We start from the raw sequence: 15,196 nt of genomic DNA on the forward strand, positions 1-15,196 counted from the left end.
TCTTGGGGACTCCGAGGACACCATCACCCCGGCTGGGGGTGCACTGCAGTTCAGATGACGCGATGGCAGTGGCCAAATGACTCGTCGAAATGTTTTGACCAACCGAAACGCTGATCTGACTCCTCGCATCGCTCATGACAGAGGAGTCAGTGGTGTTATCAGCGCCCAATGGTTTCGCTCCATCGGATGGAAGATCCATGCGACTGAACTTCCGTTGACACCATCGCGGAGGCGATGGGATCAGTGAAGTTCCAAATGACGCGATGGCAGCGACCAAAAGAGACGTCGGGCCACCGGTAAGGACAGTTACGTCACAGCCGAGCGCGATGCACTCTGTGCCCGGCTGATGAGTTGATCCCCAGCCCGCACACCCAATCGAGCTGGCGGATGGCGGCCACCACCGCTCCTGGGTTCCGTTGCGCTTTGGCCTGGCCAGCCGTCTCGATCAAGGTCTGAACGCGCCAAGCCAACATCTCTTGCCGGTCGAGGTCTGGACCTTCGATGTCGTCATGGATCTGACGCCATGCCCGCTTGATCAGCCGGTAGCCCTGCGACCTGGAGACCCCCCATGCTTGTCGCGCATATGCGACACAAGCGGTATTGGGCTCACCGGCCAGGATCATTCCCTGGAGGTGATCGACTCGCTCGGCAGTGGCTTCGGCGTTGGCTTTTGCCATGGCCAATCAGGCTCCGTGTTGAGCAGGTGGGCGATCAGTTCGCGGTGGGTGATGAGCACGATCCCGGCGAACAACGGCAACACGACGGGCAATGCGTCGGGGTATCGCCGGTGAGTGGACGTAAGAACACTTGCGTTAAAAAGTGGCCAGCTCAATCATTAGCCTATGAACCTGCTGAATTTCTGCTTCAGATAATCTGAAATATTCAGTCTGAGGCAAACGAACACCCTTAAAGCGTGAATGAAGCTCTTTTTCTAACTCTCGAAAATTTGAACACCGTAAAACGTTCAAAATCTCATCAGGCTTTAACTCCTCCATCCTTCTTAACAAGTTCTCCGTGATCCCTATTTTGCAGAGATCACCATTTCGAACAAAATAAATAAATCCATGCGATGACGAAGCCACTGCATCTGCAAAGTCCTCGACATCACCTTCCAGACTTGGATTTCGAATTGCAGATAGAAGATTATTTAAAAATGCTCGCCTCTCCTCTCGACATTCGAAAAATGCTTTTTCTGCACGAGTCCATAGATCCGGATCTGAATCAATTAAATTAGACCAAAACTCCCACAAATCACGCCTATTCTCATCTACCTTGAGTAAATGGAAGTATGACGAATAAACACTTTCATGACAATGAAATATCTCAATTGGGAACCGTTTAAGCTGTTCATCTTTATGCCATTCATGCGGACCACCGTCCATACCCTTGCTATTTCTTGATACACCCTCAAGGTGGTCCATTTCCCAGTCCACACCTTCGCAATTATAGAAATCATCTTCTAACGTTTTATCTCTCAAGTCCTTTTCAACCTCAATTTCTTGCCCGCTTTGACGCAATGACGATATAAACGGTCTTAACAAGTTTATTGGCTTGCAATAACTTCTTAGGTCTTCAATCTCAGAGCGTCGCTGACTTGTCTGATACTCCGAAAGCATTTTATCCAACTCCTGATCGAGGCTCAAAAGCTTTAATACAACCTCGCTTAGATCCGAATAGCTAGTACGGTCATTCCTCACAATTAATGTCATCAATTATTTTCACTAATAATTATGCCCCTTAGAGAACTGCGACCACAAGCAAGGGATGATAAAAGTTTGTGGCCATCCTTCTAGCCCAGTCGCAAAGAACTGCTGTCTTCAGGGTTGGCGGCAACGTAGTGACCGGTGGTGGCTGAAGATGCGTGCCCCAACGTGCTCTGCAGGGTGAACACATCAACACCACGGCGCACAGCGTGTGTTGCGTGGCTGTGCCGTAAACGGTGTGGATGCAGATCAAGATCAGCGAGCTTGCCCCACTTCCGCATTGAAAACGCGATTGCTTGTCGCGTCAGTTGAGTTCCTGGCCTTTGCCCTTTAAAGATGAAATCGGATGGTGCGCCGCGGCCCAGAGACTCAAACAAATCCATCGTGTCGCCGCTAACGCGGACCACTCTTGATTTGGAACCCTTGCCGAACAGTTGAATTTGGCCGCCATGGCTCAAACGCTCAACATCACCCCATTTCAACCTCGATATTTCGCTGACGCGACACCCCAGCAGGTAGCTGCCTTTGACCAGCACATAGTCACGGCGCGCTTTGAGGTTGCCGACAGATGATCGTGCGATCACTGATAGCAGTGCTGCCAGGTCTTCTTCGCTGACTGATTTGGTGGTCTTCTGTGCCGCCAGCAAGCAACGCGGTGGCACTGGGTTCCGCGGAACACCTGTTGTCGTGCAACGCGCTGGCTCCGATGCCCAACGATAAAAAGCAGACACCGCTGAGATTCTGCGGTTGTAGCTGTTGGGCTTCAGGTCACCGGCATCAACACGCTGCCGCAGGTCATCAACCCACTGCTGCATGACGTGGGGATCAATCTGTCGAAGCAGCAGATCGGGATAGTTGGCTTCACGCCAACGTGTGAAATGCCGCAGCTCGCGCATGTAGCCGTTGCGTGTCTCAGCACTGTTGGTGCGGCTGCACTGCCCAAGGAATTTGCGCAGCAGCAACTTGTCGCCCCAGACGCTGTGTCCAGCTCTGGCGTGGTCATAGAGCTTCGAGACAAACGCCAATGCTTCGTGGCGCTCCATACCTGCCAAGACCGATGGCAGATTTGTCGTCGATTTGTCGTCAGCCGAATTTTCACCTTCAGTCGTAATGACTGAAACGCCTGTTGGGGCAATGTTTGAGGGGGCCTTCCAGCCCCCATGAGTCATTTGGGTGATACAACTGACTGCTTTCCTTACGGAAACAACGATCACGGGCAGAACATAGTCAGAGACTTGATCTGTTGGCAACCCTTGACGACAGAGGACGACTGAATAGGATCTTTTTGGCATCACTTTTGGCATCACTCCATTGGCTCCGGATGACTCGCGCCCCCGCTGGGAGCAGCGCCTGATCGAGACAACTGAGCCCTGGAACGGCTGGAGCATCTCCCGAGTCCGTGACCGGATCGTGCTGCGCGTCAGGGAGCGTGGGCGCCCCGCAGAGACCGCCTACCTGCCGCGGCCCAACACCTGGGATGAGGAGCACCACCGCAACGCCATCCGGTGGATCGAAGCGGTCTACAGGGAGTGGGACAACGGCGAGAAAACTCTGAAGGGAGCGATCGGGTCCGCTCACCAAACAAGCGATTTGGTGGGCGAAGAGACGGCCAAGACCTGGGCACAAATCGCCGATGCGATGGAGGCGTCCCGGGTGCAGCAGTCGCAGAAGTGCAGCGCCGACACCTTCCGGAAGAACTGGCGGCCATTCATTGACCACGCCGTGAAGCTCATCAACACCGGCAAGGCCCACGACGGCTACAGCCTGTTGAAGGCAGCCCTGAAGAACTGGGAAGGGGCTCCCACGATGAAGGTGGAGTGCGGGCGCTACCTGGGCCTGTTCATGCAATTCGCGGTGTCCCGGCACAAGGCTCCAGCGAGCTGGCTCATCACCGAGTTCGACAAGGACGAGCTGATCCCTAAGGCACCGAAGCCGAGGCTCAAAGCAGTGCTGGACGACCTGGAGATGCTGCGCCTGATTGAGCTGGCCGACTCGGTAAACGTCAGGTGGGGCAACGTGTTCCGGTTGTTGACGCAATTTGGTTTAAGACCCATCGAGCTTCAGCACCTGAGCAGCCGGATCAACCCGGTGACCGGCAAGCCAGCCATCTGGTGCAACTACCGGAAGACCGGCGGCGAAGAGGAAACCGAGCCCCGCTTCCTGGAGGCGATGTACGTCCGCGACGCCAACGATCAGCCGGTGGTGTGGCCCCTGGCGCAGGCGATGGCCGACGGAACCTTGCAGCTCCCCACCGGCAGGGATGGTGATGTCCGCAAGCTCTCCGGGAGCGCAGTGAACTGCTACATCCACCGGAAGTCACGATCGACCGGCAAGCCCAGCGGCGCGTTTCAGACCCTCTGGGCGGAGCTGGTGGAGCAGTACGACAACCGTGATCCCAGCGAGTGGTTGCGGGGCTACAGCTTCCGGGACACCTACTCGATCCGCTGCCACCGCGAGGGAGTGCCGGTGGCGTCGATCTGCGACGCGATGGGCCACAGCGAAGCGGTGCACATGCGCAGCTATCGGACCATGACCCTGGGGATCAGGACCCGCGACTTCGCAGCAGAGACCGGCACGATCCCGCTGCCCTGACACCACCTGTAGTGGTAACCGCAGCGTTGATTGCTGTCAGACCACTCCAGTGGTGTTACGTTGCCCTCGGACAGGAACACATGCGGCCAGTTGTCACCGCTAAACCGCTTCGGCGGGTGATTCCCATCCACCCTGATTCCACCGTTTCGGGTGACCACCCTCAACGCCCCCACCGGAAGACACCTTCGCCCCATCCACGGGACGGAGGGCGTAAAGCTCCCCGCATGGCTTGAACCGCATCGGGAGAAGTTTGTTCACTTCGTGAACCTTGCCTTCCGGGCTGGTTGGGACGTTTCAGAACCGCGCTGGCAGCGGTGCCACGTTCGCTTCGGCGATAAAGGCGTGGTGCTGGTGTTCAAAGGCGGCCATGACTTGCCACAAAACGCTGAGCGCCTAACCCGTGCCCAGCGTCTGCACTTCTGGCGAATCGTTCAGAAGTGGGTGGCGTTGGAGAAGGCCAACCGAGACAAGTCCACGGGATCGGGACGTCAACAGAGCAATGGACATTGCGTCCACTCGCGACAACGCGTCGCCAACAGCCACAACGGCTGAATTAGCCAAATTCATTCAGGCCAGCCCCGAGACAGTCCTTCGCTACAAGCGGATGGGGGACGAGGGGCCGTTCAAGGAACGCCGCGATTACATCTACCTCGGTCTTGGCCGACGGAAGTTGCTGTGGGACCTCGGGGTCGCTCAACAATCGCTGTGGTCGTTCAAGCGTGGTGAGACCAGCTCGGAGGTTGAAACTTTCGGCAGGTCCTCAGCACCGATTTCGGTTTGAGGAGGTGCGTCCCTTGTCAAACCCGAACAACCCTTTCGGCTGGGCCGAAAGCATCTACGAATTGCTGGACAACAATGACCAGCACCTCCCGCTGCTCCCATGTGGCGCGGGGGACTCAGGCAAAGCTCCGCTGGTCTCGAACTGGCAAAACGAAAGCTGGGAGCCTCTTGAACTCATCAACGAGTTCGGGAAGAACCCGAAGCTCAAGTGCGTCGGGATCCGCCTGGAACCCCGCGCCACCAATGGGCTGGTGATCTTCGACTTCGACGGCCACACGGCTGTCGAGTACGGCGCCCAAAAGAACTGCGATCCCGCCCAGGCCAAGACCTGGAAGATCGGCAGGACCACAGACCCTGAACGACTGAAGGTCGCGTTCCGCAAGCCGGAGCCATGGCCAGACCTCCCCGGGAAAACAATCATCCGCACCGGCGACGGTGAACAGATCGAGATCTTCTGGGGATCAGGCCAGTGCATCGTCGCGGGCGATCACGTCTCCTCCGGCGGTGAGTACATCTGGCTCGATGGCTCGTCGCCGTCTGCCGTTCAGGAGATTCCGCAGGAGTGGCTGTCTCTCTGGATGGAGGGGATCAACACCAAATCCGGCAACTCCGCCGGGGCCTTCACTCACCGGCGCTCCAGTGAGGAGAACGGCGAATGGGTGGACGCCGTGCCTTGCCACATTTGCCTCAGGCCGGAAACCGACTGCCGCAAAACCAAAGACGGGAGGGTGACTCTCTGCCACTACGGCAAGCGGTGGTCGCCGCCGGTGTTGGCCAAAGGCGAGACGATCGTCAGAGGCGGGCAAACCTGGGCCTACTGCGGGGATCGAGAAACAGCCGTCGGCAAAGCCGCGCTGTTCCGGATCCACGAGGAGCAACAGGAGTTACGTCAAAAGCGTGTGGAGGCTGGCCAGGCCCTGAGGGTCATGGCTGAGCAGCTCGGCGAAATGCCGCGGCTGAACATCCGCACCCGCGGGATTCACATCAACGGGCGCGAGGCAACACCCACGCAGACGGAGAACCTCTACCTCCGGCTGTCGGTGCCACCGAGCCCATATCGGTGGAGCCAAAAGATGGCCCGCGATGCCTTCATCGAACTCGCCAACGAAAACGAGTTCGATCCCGTCGCGGTCTATCTGCACAATCTCAAGGCAGCCCCTCTGCCCGATGAGGACTGGAACCACCTCTCACGGTTCCTGTTCGGCATCGACGATGAGATCGCCGACCAGTTCATGCCCCGCTATCTGGTGGGCGCCGTGGCCAGGGTCCTGACTCCCGGCTGCCAGCTTCGGCAGACGCCGGTGCTGCAAGGCGGCCAAGGTATCGGCAAGACCGAGCTGGGCCGTGCGCTGTTTGGGCACGACTTCTACGGCGACGGGCTCACCCCGGCGCTGGACATTGATGACGTGACCAAGTTGCAGCACGTCTGGGGGATGGAGCTGGACGAGCTGAACGGCATCACACGCCGGACTCAGGTCGAAAAGCTGAAAGCCTTCCTCAGCAGGCGGGTGGATCTGGTGCGGCGTAAATACGCTCCCGGCACCGAGCCCATCCAGCGGCGCTCGACGTTCTGGGCGACCACCAACAAATCTCCGCTGTCGGACAACACCGGCAGCTCCCGCTTCGTGATGATCCCGCTCGGCGACGACAAGTTGCCGGTGGCGCGCGTGGCGGCGGCCAGGGACTCCATCTGGGCTCGGGCCTACGCCGAGTTCCGCAACGGGTTCCAGTACTGGAGCACCGATGAAGAGATGGACGCGATCCTCGCCAGGAACAGTGACTTCGATCTCATCGATCCGTGGTCGGACCTCCTGGGGGAATGGTTCCAGCGGCACGGCACCGCCGCCTACGTCAGCCGGGATCAGATCTATTCCTTCCTGGACATCGCCCCTGAACGGCAGAACAACTACAACGCCCAGCGCATCAGGGAACTGATGGCGAACCACGGGTGGAAGTACGACCGGCGCCGCATCAACAAGAAGTGGGTCCGGGCCTTCTGGAACCCGTGCCGCCCGGAATAGCAACTCCTCTCCATTTACCCCTCACCCCTTTCTTCAAGAGTTGGAGAAATGGCTGGTGCGGGTGGTTACGCAATCTCTTTTTTGCAACACCACCATGACCACCGCAGCCATCAAAGGCAGCCGTTTGATGCAACCCCAGTGACAGTCGCAACCCCATTGCGACGGTTACTTACGTCAAGCCGGTGAGGGCTCACTGACCTGTTGATCCACAACCGCCTGCCGTCCTCACCATGTGAACTCGGACGTATCAGCTCCCCCACCAGGGGGCTTTTTTTTGGGGTTTTCCGATGAAGTGGATGCTGCTTTTGGTGCTGGTGGTGATTGGCGTCGGGACCCTGATGGGGACGACGGCACCGCCGGTGCTGTGATGTGGCGCACGGCCATTACGACGCCACACTGACGACATGAAAAGACTCCTTGCCCTCATCCCTTGCTTGACCCTGGCGGCCTGCGGAGGTGCTGCCGACATTTCTGGGGATGAGCCGTTCCAGATGACATGCACATGGACTCGAGGAGATAAATCCGGAGATGAAACATGGTTCATCGACCCAAAACTGGATGTAGCAGTCTTTGAGTTCGTAGAAGACGGAAAGCTCGAAGAGGTCGAGTACGCAGTCCGCAAAGTGACGCCGAGAAAGATCGTCTTAGGAGATGAGTGGGGTCAATTAATTGAGGAGGATGGCTCCTGGGGCGATTGGACAAGGAATGAGGTTTCTATTGATCGCAGCACAGGCGAATTGACGTTCAAGACCTTTGGCCTCAAGGCAAGTACGACGAGCTATCCAACCGTGGCCGCGGGATGGAAAGGGGAAGAACAAGAGCTTGCCTTCGGATACGACTGCCAAAAGCCGACTCGCAAATAATTGACGTAACTCCGTTTTTGCAACGCGCTTGGGCGCCGCCCCTCATTTCCGGCGCTGATCCTGCAACCAGCTCCAAAGGCAGCCTGCGCCGACAAGGCATATCAGCGTCAGACCAACAGGGTGCGAGCCGAAGTGGATCAACACCTGCACGCACGCCACGGCTGCCGTGCCGAGAAACATCGCAGCAATGATCCAATCGAAGGGGCCGGATTTCTGAATCATTTACCCCTCAGACACATAGTTTAGGAACCGGATTTTTTCCCGCCGTTTTCCCAGAAGTAGTCCCGCATTTCTTTGCACTGCTGCATGTCGCGCATTTGAATAAGGCCCTCATATCTGCGAGGAAGCCTTACAACGCATAGTTGCCACAAGCAGTAACCTCAGCATTTGGCATTGGCATCTGAGGCTTGATTGCAACGTTAAGACTTTCAAGCGCGGATGGGATACTGACACCAAAGCCAATGCCCTCCACATTCATGGCCACCCACTTCGAGGTCACAATGCCGACCACCTCAGCGTTGTAATTAACGATTGGCCCGCCGCTATTGCCAGGATTGACTGGAGCATCAATTTGCAAAATTGCAGCCCCATCTTCATTGCGAACCGCACTTACAATTCCGCGAGTTGTCGTAGCACGCAGTCCCATTGGGTTACCAACAACAACAATGTCAGTCCCAACAGAAGCATCACGTTTGACGCACATGGCCAAAGGCTCAACCCCTCGACTGGGCTTTCGGTCAAGCTTTAGCAGTGCAACATCAAGATCAGCGGTTCGACCAATGACGTCAGCTTTATACGTTTCACCATTATTGAACTGAACATCGACTTCTTTGAACCTCCCAACAACGTGACGATTGGTAAGCAACAAGCCTGAACTATCGATCAAAAATCCAGTACCTTTACCTTTTGGAGTATTAATTTGGCCGACGCCAACAATAGTGCGGGTTAAGACTGGCTGAACTTTTTCGGATTCAGATATAGCCGCAGCAAGAGTGATGACACCTCCACGGTTGGGCAGCGCTAAGTCTTCCTGCGCATGCTCTTTAACCATGATGTGAATGGCTTTAGCTGTCGCTTCACCAATGTTGTAAATCCTGCTGTTGCTTCCCTCCAGACGCAAGCTGATCTTGGGTACAGGGGTGGCCATAATTGCTTTGCGCAACTTGGCCGGCATCATCATGTCGTCGCCATGCCCATAAACCGTGAAGCTTTGTCCATTAACTTGAACCTCGACGCCGTCCTTGATGTCTTGATACATCTTTCCCGAGTAAGGACCATCGGTAAAAAATGCGACAGACAGTGATTCACCAGTCCAACGACTTGTGTAGCCAAAGTAATAATCACAGCTAATAAAACAGCTTTTTCCCTTATAGTCCTGATCCCAAACCGCCTTGTAGGTTTCAAAAGGAGACTTGATTGTGACGATTGTCGACCAAGGAATGCTCTTTGGGGGTTCTTTCCAATCGGTGATCTCGACTTCGTACTCCCCTTTTTCGTTGCGTTTAACACCTCTCTCTTCTTCGCAATCAGGATTATCGGCATCAAACGTGCACCTCTCACGAGGATCTCTTGGCCTGGCATTGGCCTCGCCAGTTAGCATGGAGGCACTTGCAATTACGAAGCCAAGAGCTGTTGCGGTAAGCAGCACTGTTCTGAAAAACTTCATAGATTTACGCTCACAATTAGAAAAATTGACTCTTGACAGAGAGTAGCAACATCTTGCCAGACCTTTCAGAAAATTTTTATTCTCAAGAAAATTTTTTATCAATTCAGAGTCTTATGACTCCTGAACAGACCATCTCCGTTCCAGATGGAGATCACCTCCCCCATTTGAGGGATTTCAAGAAACCACTAGCTCCCTCAAAAGGACTAGAGGCTTACCCCCAGATGCCAACCCAGCAGCCTGTCCTGTTCTTCCACTGTCAGGAACGGGTCAAGCCAGTCCAGCAGCAGCTCAGTCACCGCAGGCTCTCCAAAGTCTTCGATACCCCCATACAGCCAACTCTTGAAAAGGTCAGAGTCATTAGCGCGTAGGGCAGCCACCAGCTCCCCCATGAGCAACAGGACAATGCGGGTGTCGCGGGTCATGGGCAGGACATGACTGGCTTGAGTCTTACCCGCGTGGTCCAGGCCGATGAGGTACCTCTGGATTTCGTCGTTACTAAATAGTGGATAAGGCGACTACCCAGCTGATGCACTTTGCGATCCTCATGGCGGCAACTGTCCTGATTACACCTGTAGCCAATGCCCAGACATGCAAGTCCTTCAGCTCCTGCGAGGAAGCGGTTAGGTCTTACAGGTCAGGGAACTCAAGGCTCGATCGCGACAAGGATGGTGTTCCCTGCGAAAGCCTCTGCGGCAAGAACGGAGAAAGGATGAGATGAAAGCAGTCTCTGCACTGCTGCTCCCCTTATGCCTCACTACAAGCGTCAACGCTGCACAGGTGGTTTCTGTGGGGGACGGCGACACGATTCGAGTCCATGAAGGAAGCAGACGAATCACCGTTCGCCTCGCATGCATCGACGCACCGGAGACATCCCAGCGACCATGGGGGCCCAGATCAACGGCATTCCTGAAGCAACTAACTCCGGTTGGTTCTGAAGTGACGTTGAGGGTGCAAACCACGGACCGCTACGGCAGAACCGTGGCGGAATTGCTCAACCGTCGAGGGAATGTGAACCAGCTGATGGTGGGGGCTGGTCAGGCATTTGCTTATAGGCGGTATCTCCGTCAGTGCGATTCACAGAGATACCTGCAGCTTGAGAACGAAGCTCAGCGCCAGGGCACCGGTGTCTGGTCCGTTGGGCCATCTGGCATCACACGGCCTTGGGACCTCCGACGGGGGAGACGGAACAGCGCAAGTACATCAGGCAGTCCTCGTAGGTACCGCTGCAAGGACATTGGCTCTTGGAGACAGGCTCAACAGCTGTTGGCTGAAGGCCACCGTTATCTCGATCGTGACGGCGATGGAGAAGCCTGCGAGTCACTCAAGTGATGTCGTGCTTGAACGGATGGCCCTTAGACAAGTTTCAGCTTTTGTGCTCTCAACGTCTTATCCCGCCAGAGCGGTGGCTGTTGTAGCCAGTTCCCGTCATGTGATCTAGCTGACGGATGGCGCCAACCACAGCTCCAGGGTTGTTTTGCTTCATCGCTTGACCAGCCGCGGCCATCAGCATCTGGATTGACCAACTCAGCAGCTCCTGACGGTCGATTCCAGATTTCTCTATGTCGTCCTTTATCAGCGCCCAGGCTTTCTTGAGCAATCGGTAGCCCTGCGCCCTGGAGACCCCCCATGTTTGTCGCGCATATGCGACACAAGCGGTGTTGGGCTGCCCGGACAAGATCATTCCCTGGAGGTGATCGACTCGCTCGGCAGTCGCTTCTGCGTTGGCTTTTGCCATGGCCAATCAGGTTCCGTATTGAGCAGGTGGGTGATCAGTTCGCGATGGGTCAGTAACACGATCCCGGCGAACAACGGCAATACGTCGGGCAACGTCTCCGGGTAGCGCCGGTGAACAGAAGAAAGCACAGTTGCAACGTGCAAGAGCGTGAAAAAAATCATTCATTTAGCAGATGTATTCTATTCAACAAAACTACATAAAAATCAGACATTACTGGTAAAATAAAGAAGCGAGGGACGCCCTGGCAGCCAATAAAAAAGGGTGCTGGCTTCCAAAGCCGTCCCCTTTTTTATTGCCCGATTATTACAGCGGGCGACCGAACGGTCGCGTGAATAAATAAGCAGAGGCAACTAACAACAACTGTTGACGTAATCACAGTTTTGATTGTTACAACCGCCAGGCCGGGGCCGGACTCAGAAAGGACCGTTAACCCAGCCGGAGAGATGAACTCTCACCAGGCTCAGCAAGAACGTAATTAGACGTGGTTCCCGTCGAGCTGTGGCCGAGCGTCGCCGAGAGCGTGAAAACGTCCACCCCCCGCCGAATTGCATGAGTGGCATGGGTGTGGCGGCAACGGTGCGGGTAGAGGTGCACGTCGGCAGCCTTTCCCCATCTGGCCATGCGAGCGGCCACCCCCTGCCGGGTCAATGGCCCATTCCCTTTATTACTTGGAAAGAGCCAGTCCTCAGGAGCGCCGCGGCCCAGGGACTCGAACAGCTCCAGCGTGGTGGTGCTGATGCGGACGGTGCGGGGCTTGCTGCCCTTGCCGAGGAGGTGGACCTGGCCTGCGCCCTCTAGCGGCTCGATGTCCTTCCACTGCAAGCGGCACAGCTCAGAAACCCGGCATCCCAGGAGGTAGCTGCCCTTCACCATCACGAAGTCACGGCGTGCGGTGGTGCTGGTGGCGGCAGCTCTGGCGATGGCGGCCAGCACCATGCCGAGATCGTCCTCCGACATCGGCTTGGCCAGCTTCGGGACCACGTAAGTGGCGCGGCGCGGCATCGGATTCCGGGGGATGCCGGTCACTGCTGACCGCGTGGGCTCCGACGCCCATCGGTACAGAGAGCTGACGGCAGCGATCCGGCGGTTGTAGGTCCGCGGCTTCATCAGGCCAGCGGCAACTTGTTCCCGCAGGGAGGACACCCAGTCATCCACAAGCGCAGGATCCAGCTCTCGCAGATGCAGGTGTGGGTGGTGCTGATTCCGCCAGCGGGTGAGGTGCCGCAGCTCTCGCCGATAGCCCGCCTGGGTCTCGGCTGAACCGGTGCGGGAGCACTGGGCCAGGTATCGCTTCAGGAGGAGCTTGTCCCCCCAGAGCACGGCACCGGCCTGGGCGGCATCGAAGAGGCGGCTGACGTACGCCAGGGCCTCCGCCTTATCCATGCCCGCCAGGACAGGCGGGATGTTGGCATCAGGAATGGCATCACCGCGATTTTTGGGAAGTGGCGTAATGCCATCTTCCCTTGCGGTGGAATGGTTTGAGGGGCCTTCCAGCCCCCATGAGTCATTTGGGTGATAAGGCTGACTTCACCCCATCTCCCTTAAAGGGTCAGGCAGCAACAGGGGCTGCTTGACGGGAGAAACGAACGATGTTGTTCGCAGTTACGGGTTTGCTCTCACCGAGCAGGCTTCAGTCACCCTCCTCATGCCCCGTCGAAACCATTGCAGCCCCGTGAGGGGGAATGGAGCTGAGCGGAATCGAACCGCTGTCCGAAACACTGGTGTGGATCACCTAGTCCGACGAAGCCGAACCCTGTCATTCTGACAGGAGTGGTGGCCTGGAGCACAACTCCCTTGGGTCGAACAAACCGGATATCCGCGGTTGCAGTTGTGCCACAGGGCCTGGAAGCAGCCGCTGGAGAAGAGCTCAGCGCCCTTGGTGCCCATGCCGTGAGGCCCGGCAGGCGTGCCGTCAGCTTCCAAGCAGACATGGCCTGCCTCTACCGGCTGCACCTTCAAGCTCGACTGCCCTTCAGGCTGTTGCGCCAGGTGGCACGCTTCCCTTGCCAGGGCCGGGACGACCTCTATGACGGCATCCGCGAAGCGCTCGACTTGGAGCGCTGGCTGCATCCCTCGATGACCTTCCGGGTGGATGTGACCGGAACAGCACCAGGACTGAACCACAGTCATTTCACGGCATTGCAGGTCAAAAATGCCCTTGTGGACGCACAACGGGATCTTTGGGGGGAGCGTTCCTCCATCGATCTCGACGACCCCGATCTCTCTCTGCACCTGCACCTCGGCCGCGGGAAAGCACAGCTGAGCCTCGATGGCAGTGGCGGCAGCTTGCACCGTCGTGGCTACAGGGCTGCCATGGGAGCTGCACCGTTAAAGGAGAATCTCGCCGCCGGACTGGTTCGCCTGACCGGCTGGGATGGGAGCCAACCACTGGTGGACCCTTGCTGTGGATCAGGGGTGCTCCTGATCGAAGCGGCCCTGGCCGCCTTGCAGCAGGCCCCGGGGTTGGAGCGCCACTTTGCCCTCGAGGGCTGGGCCGATTTCCAGCCCGAGCTCTGGGACAGGGAAGTGGATCGCGCCCGGCAACGGCGCAGGGGAGACCTCACCCTTCCCCAGCTCCTGGGGATCGAAGCAGATCCCACCATTGCCGATCAGGCCCGGGCCAATGTGGAAGCCGCTGGGCTGAGTGGAGTCATCCGCATCTGCACGGGCACTTTCAGCGATCACCCCCTCCCGGAGGGGCCGGGGGTGTTGGTTTGCAACCCGCCCTACGGCCAGCGCATCGGCGACGAACAGGAGCTCGATGCTCTGTACAGCGCCCTGGGGCAATACGTGCGCCAGGCAGCCTCCGGCTGGCAGCTTTGGCTGCTCAGCGGCAATCCCAAACTCACTGGTGCGCTTCGGCTCAAAGCATCACGGCGGATTCCTGTCAGCAACGGCGGCATCGATTGCCGCTGGCTTCAATATGAGATTCGCTGAAAACGCTTGCTCCACTCTGCAACAAGCAGCGAACCGTTGAGCAAAAGATCCCCGGATTCAGACACCTGCGTGGTGAAGATGGCGGCGGGATCAAGTAGCGAAAGGTTCCGATCCCAAGAGGCATACAACTCGTGGTGAATGGCTTGAGCCATCGCGTCTGGCGCCAAAAAATACTTGTATCGGGGCTGCACCCGAGAGACCGGACCTTTTGCACGCATCTTTGTTTTCCGTGCAGACAACTGCTGGGCATTCTCTGAATACCCACAACGAACTGTATTCACCACAATGCGCCTGAAACGTTTGAAAAATGAGTGCTGAAGATAGGCACGCATCATCTGATCATTTTCAGACGACAATCGCAAACGATCCATGGAACGCTTGGCAAGCTTTGCTTTTAAGCGGTGTTCACCATTCCCCTTCTCTCCCCGACTTTCTTTCAGCAGCTCACGTTTCCGAAGAGAGCGGGGCCAATAGGAGGAGTCAATTCCGCGCAACACCTGGTACAGATCCACATGCAGCAACACAAATTGAGGCAATGAAGGCTCACGAGCCAGCAACTTCACATGACTGGCCTGAAAAAAAGACTTCTTCCGCCACGCCATCTTGTAATCGTCATGCTCTTGATAACTTCTATCCCTGCACGACTTACGAAAACATTCGGCGAACTCAGACCCAAATAAAGGCAGTTTTTCTCGATAAGCAGCCTGAAGGAGCGTCGACTTGCCTGATCCGCAAGGACCAGCAACAATCATCAACGTATCCGAATCAGCAACATCTTGATTCGAAGAATATTCGCGAAGAGAAGAGGGCTTGAAGTCAAAGAAATTCAGGGCATGCAGCCAACCCAAACCTCTTCTCCCTGAACGTTATTTCCATTTTAACTCATCTTTAACGCCTTA

At 56.7% G+C, this 15,196-nt stretch carries 17 protein-coding genes; 8 read left to right on the top strand and 9 right to left on the bottom strand.

Features of this window, described 5'->3' with window-relative positions:
• Window positions 1-311: 311 nt before the first annotated feature.
• The 3 genes from DXY35_RS01410 to DXY35_RS01420 form a co-directional block, all read right to left on the bottom strand.
• Window positions 312-677, bottom strand: a complete 366-nt coding sequence (locus DXY35_RS01410) for a hypothetical protein (protein WP_115080542.1) — start codon at window positions 675-677, stop codon at window positions 312-314.
• 135 nt (window positions 678-812) lie between these two features.
• Window positions 813-1,643: a GIY-YIG nuclease family protein gene (locus tag DXY35_RS01415; RefSeq protein ID WP_170950476.1), complete on the bottom strand. Its 831-nt coding sequence runs from the start codon at window positions 1,641-1,643 to the stop codon at window positions 813-815.
• 146 nt (window positions 1,644-1,789) lie between these two features.
• The gene (locus tag DXY35_RS01420) at window positions 1,790-2,917 is read right to left on the bottom strand and encodes a tyrosine-type recombinase/integrase (protein ID WP_244272836.1); all 1,128 of its coding nucleotides are present in this window, start codon (window positions 2,915-2,917) and stop codon (window positions 1,790-1,792) included.
• Window positions 2,918-3,014: 97 nt separating this feature from the next.
• Here DXY35_RS01420 and DXY35_RS01425 point away from each other — a divergent pair, with 97 nt between their 5' ends.
• From DXY35_RS01425 to DXY35_RS01440, 5 genes are all read left to right on the top strand, one after another.
• A complete protein-coding gene (locus DXY35_RS01425) occupies window positions 3,015-4,295 on the top strand; it encodes a hypothetical protein (protein ID WP_115080548.1) in 1,281 nt (426 codons plus the stop codon).
• A 261-nt stretch (window positions 4,296-4,556) separates the two neighbouring features.
• Window positions 4,557-4,847, top strand: coding sequence for a hypothetical protein (locus DXY35_RS01430; RefSeq protein WP_115080550.1), 291 nt, complete (start codon window positions 4,557-4,559; stop codon window positions 4,845-4,847).
• Between the two features lie 233 nt (window positions 4,848-5,080).
• Window positions 5,081-7,096, top strand: coding sequence for a VapE domain-containing protein (locus tag DXY35_RS01435; protein ID WP_371681720.1), 2,016 nt, complete (start codon window positions 5,081-5,083; stop codon window positions 7,094-7,096).
• 274 nt (window positions 7,097-7,370) lie between these two features.
• Window positions 7,371-7,496, top strand: coding sequence for a hypothetical protein (locus tag DXY35_RS13150; protein WP_256359506.1), 126 nt, complete (start codon window positions 7,371-7,373; stop codon window positions 7,494-7,496).
• A 4-nt stretch (window positions 7,497-7,500) separates the two neighbouring features.
• Complete coding sequence (locus DXY35_RS01440; RefSeq protein ID WP_115080552.1) at window positions 7,501-7,959, top strand: hypothetical protein; 459 nt, start codon at window positions 7,501-7,503, stop codon at window positions 7,957-7,959.
• A 42-nt stretch (window positions 7,960-8,001) separates the two neighbouring features.
• On the opposite strand, the gene DXY35_RS01445 is transcribed toward DXY35_RS01440, so the two are convergent.
• The 3 genes from DXY35_RS01445 to DXY35_RS01455 form a co-directional block, all read right to left on the bottom strand.
• Window positions 8,002-8,181, bottom strand: coding sequence for a hypothetical protein (locus DXY35_RS01445; protein ID WP_115080554.1), 180 nt, complete (start codon window positions 8,179-8,181; stop codon window positions 8,002-8,004).
• Window positions 8,182-8,308: 127 nt separating this feature from the next.
• Window positions 8,309-9,625 (bottom strand): S1C family serine protease, encoded by a 1,317-nt coding sequence (locus DXY35_RS01450; protein ID WP_115080556.1) that lies wholly within the window; start codon window positions 9,623-9,625, stop codon window positions 8,309-8,311.
• Between the two features lie 203 nt (window positions 9,626-9,828).
• Entirely contained in the window at window positions 9,829-10,047 is a 219-nt protein-coding gene (locus DXY35_RS01455; protein ID WP_115080558.1) for a hypothetical protein, read from the bottom strand.
• Window positions 10,048-10,169: 122 nt separating this feature from the next.
• Between DXY35_RS01455 and DXY35_RS13275 the strand changes: the two genes are divergently transcribed.
• Together DXY35_RS13275 and DXY35_RS01465 are read left to right on the top strand one after the other, a co-directional pair.
• On the top strand, window positions 10,170-10,343 hold the full coding sequence (locus tag DXY35_RS13275) for an excalibur calcium-binding domain-containing protein (protein ID WP_371681721.1): 174 nt from the start codon (window positions 10,170-10,172) through the stop codon (window positions 10,341-10,343).
• Window positions 10,340-10,954 carry a thermonuclease family protein gene (locus tag DXY35_RS01465; RefSeq protein WP_115080560.1) on the top strand — a complete coding sequence of 205 codons (615 nt, stop codon included), beginning with the start codon at window positions 10,340-10,342 and terminating at the stop codon, window positions 10,952-10,954. Before DXY35_RS13275 ends, DXY35_RS01465 begins: the two co-directional genes overlap by 4 nt.
• 49 nt (window positions 10,955-11,003) lie before the next feature.
• Here the strand turns inward: DXY35_RS01465 and DXY35_RS01470 are convergent, their stop codons facing one another.
• The gene (locus DXY35_RS01470) at window positions 11,004-11,360 is read right to left on the bottom strand and encodes a hypothetical protein (protein ID WP_115080562.1); all 357 of its coding nucleotides are present in this window, start codon (window positions 11,358-11,360) and stop codon (window positions 11,004-11,006) included.
• Between the two features lie 426 nt (window positions 11,361-11,786).
• Window positions 11,787-12,743 carry a tyrosine-type recombinase/integrase gene (locus tag DXY35_RS01475; protein WP_115080564.1) on the bottom strand — a complete coding sequence of 319 codons (957 nt, stop codon included), beginning with the start codon at window positions 12,741-12,743 and terminating at the stop codon, window positions 11,787-11,789.
• Between the two features lie 411 nt (window positions 12,744-13,154).
• Between DXY35_RS01475 and DXY35_RS01485 the strand changes: the two genes are divergently transcribed.
• Entirely contained in the window at window positions 13,155-14,297 is a 1,143-nt protein-coding gene (locus DXY35_RS01485) for a class I SAM-dependent RNA methyltransferase (protein ID WP_115080566.1), read from the top strand.
• On the opposite strand, the gene DXY35_RS01490 is transcribed toward DXY35_RS01485, so the two are convergent.
• Window positions 14,279-15,145 carry a hypothetical protein gene (locus tag DXY35_RS01490; protein ID WP_137006687.1) on the bottom strand — a complete coding sequence of 289 codons (867 nt, stop codon included), beginning with the start codon at window positions 15,143-15,145 and terminating at the stop codon, window positions 14,279-14,281. The genes DXY35_RS01485 and DXY35_RS01490 overlap by 19 nt on opposite strands.
• Window positions 15,146-15,196: the final 51 nt, after the last annotated feature.

Source organism: Synechococcus sp. N32 (genome assembly GCF_900473895.1).
GTDB lineage: Bacteria > Cyanobacteriota > Cyanobacteriia > PCC-6307 > Cyanobiaceae > Parasynechococcus.

What these genes read in the sequence shown, in the direction of transcription:
- DXY35_RS01445 (WP_115080554.1), bottom strand. Translation starts at nt 8,181, where the DNA reads ATGATTCAGAAATCCGGCCCCTTCGATTGGATCATTGCTGCGATGTTT.
- DXY35_RS01440 (WP_115080552.1), top strand. Translation starts at nt 7,501, where the DNA reads ATGAAAAGACTCCTTGCCCTCATCCCTTGCTTGACCCTGGCGGCCTGC.
- DXY35_RS13275 (WP_371681721.1), top strand. Translation starts at nt 10,170, where the DNA reads ATGGCGGCAACTGTCCTGATTACACCTGTAGCCAATGCCCAGACATGC.
- DXY35_RS01475 (WP_115080564.1), bottom strand. Translation starts at nt 12,743, where the DNA reads ATGGATAAGGCGGAGGCCCTGGCGTACGTCAGCCGCCTCTTCGATGCC.
- DXY35_RS01450 (WP_115080556.1), bottom strand. Translation starts at nt 9,625, where the DNA reads ATGAAGTTTTTCAGAACAGTGCTGCTTACCGCAACAGCTCTTGGCTTC.
- DXY35_RS01465 (WP_115080560.1), top strand. Translation starts at nt 10,340, where the DNA reads ATGAAAGCAGTCTCTGCACTGCTGCTCCCCTTATGCCTCACTACAAGC.
- DXY35_RS01455 (WP_115080558.1), bottom strand. Translation starts at nt 10,047, where the DNA reads ATGACCCGCGACACCCGCATTGTCCTGTTGCTCATGGGGGAGCTGGTG.
- DXY35_RS01470 (WP_115080562.1), bottom strand. Translation starts at nt 11,360, where the DNA reads ATGGCAAAAGCCAACGCAGAAGCGACTGCCGAGCGAGTCGATCACCTC.
- DXY35_RS01410 (WP_115080542.1), bottom strand. Translation starts at nt 677, where the DNA reads ATGGCAAAAGCCAACGCCGAAGCCACTGCCGAGCGAGTCGATCACCTC.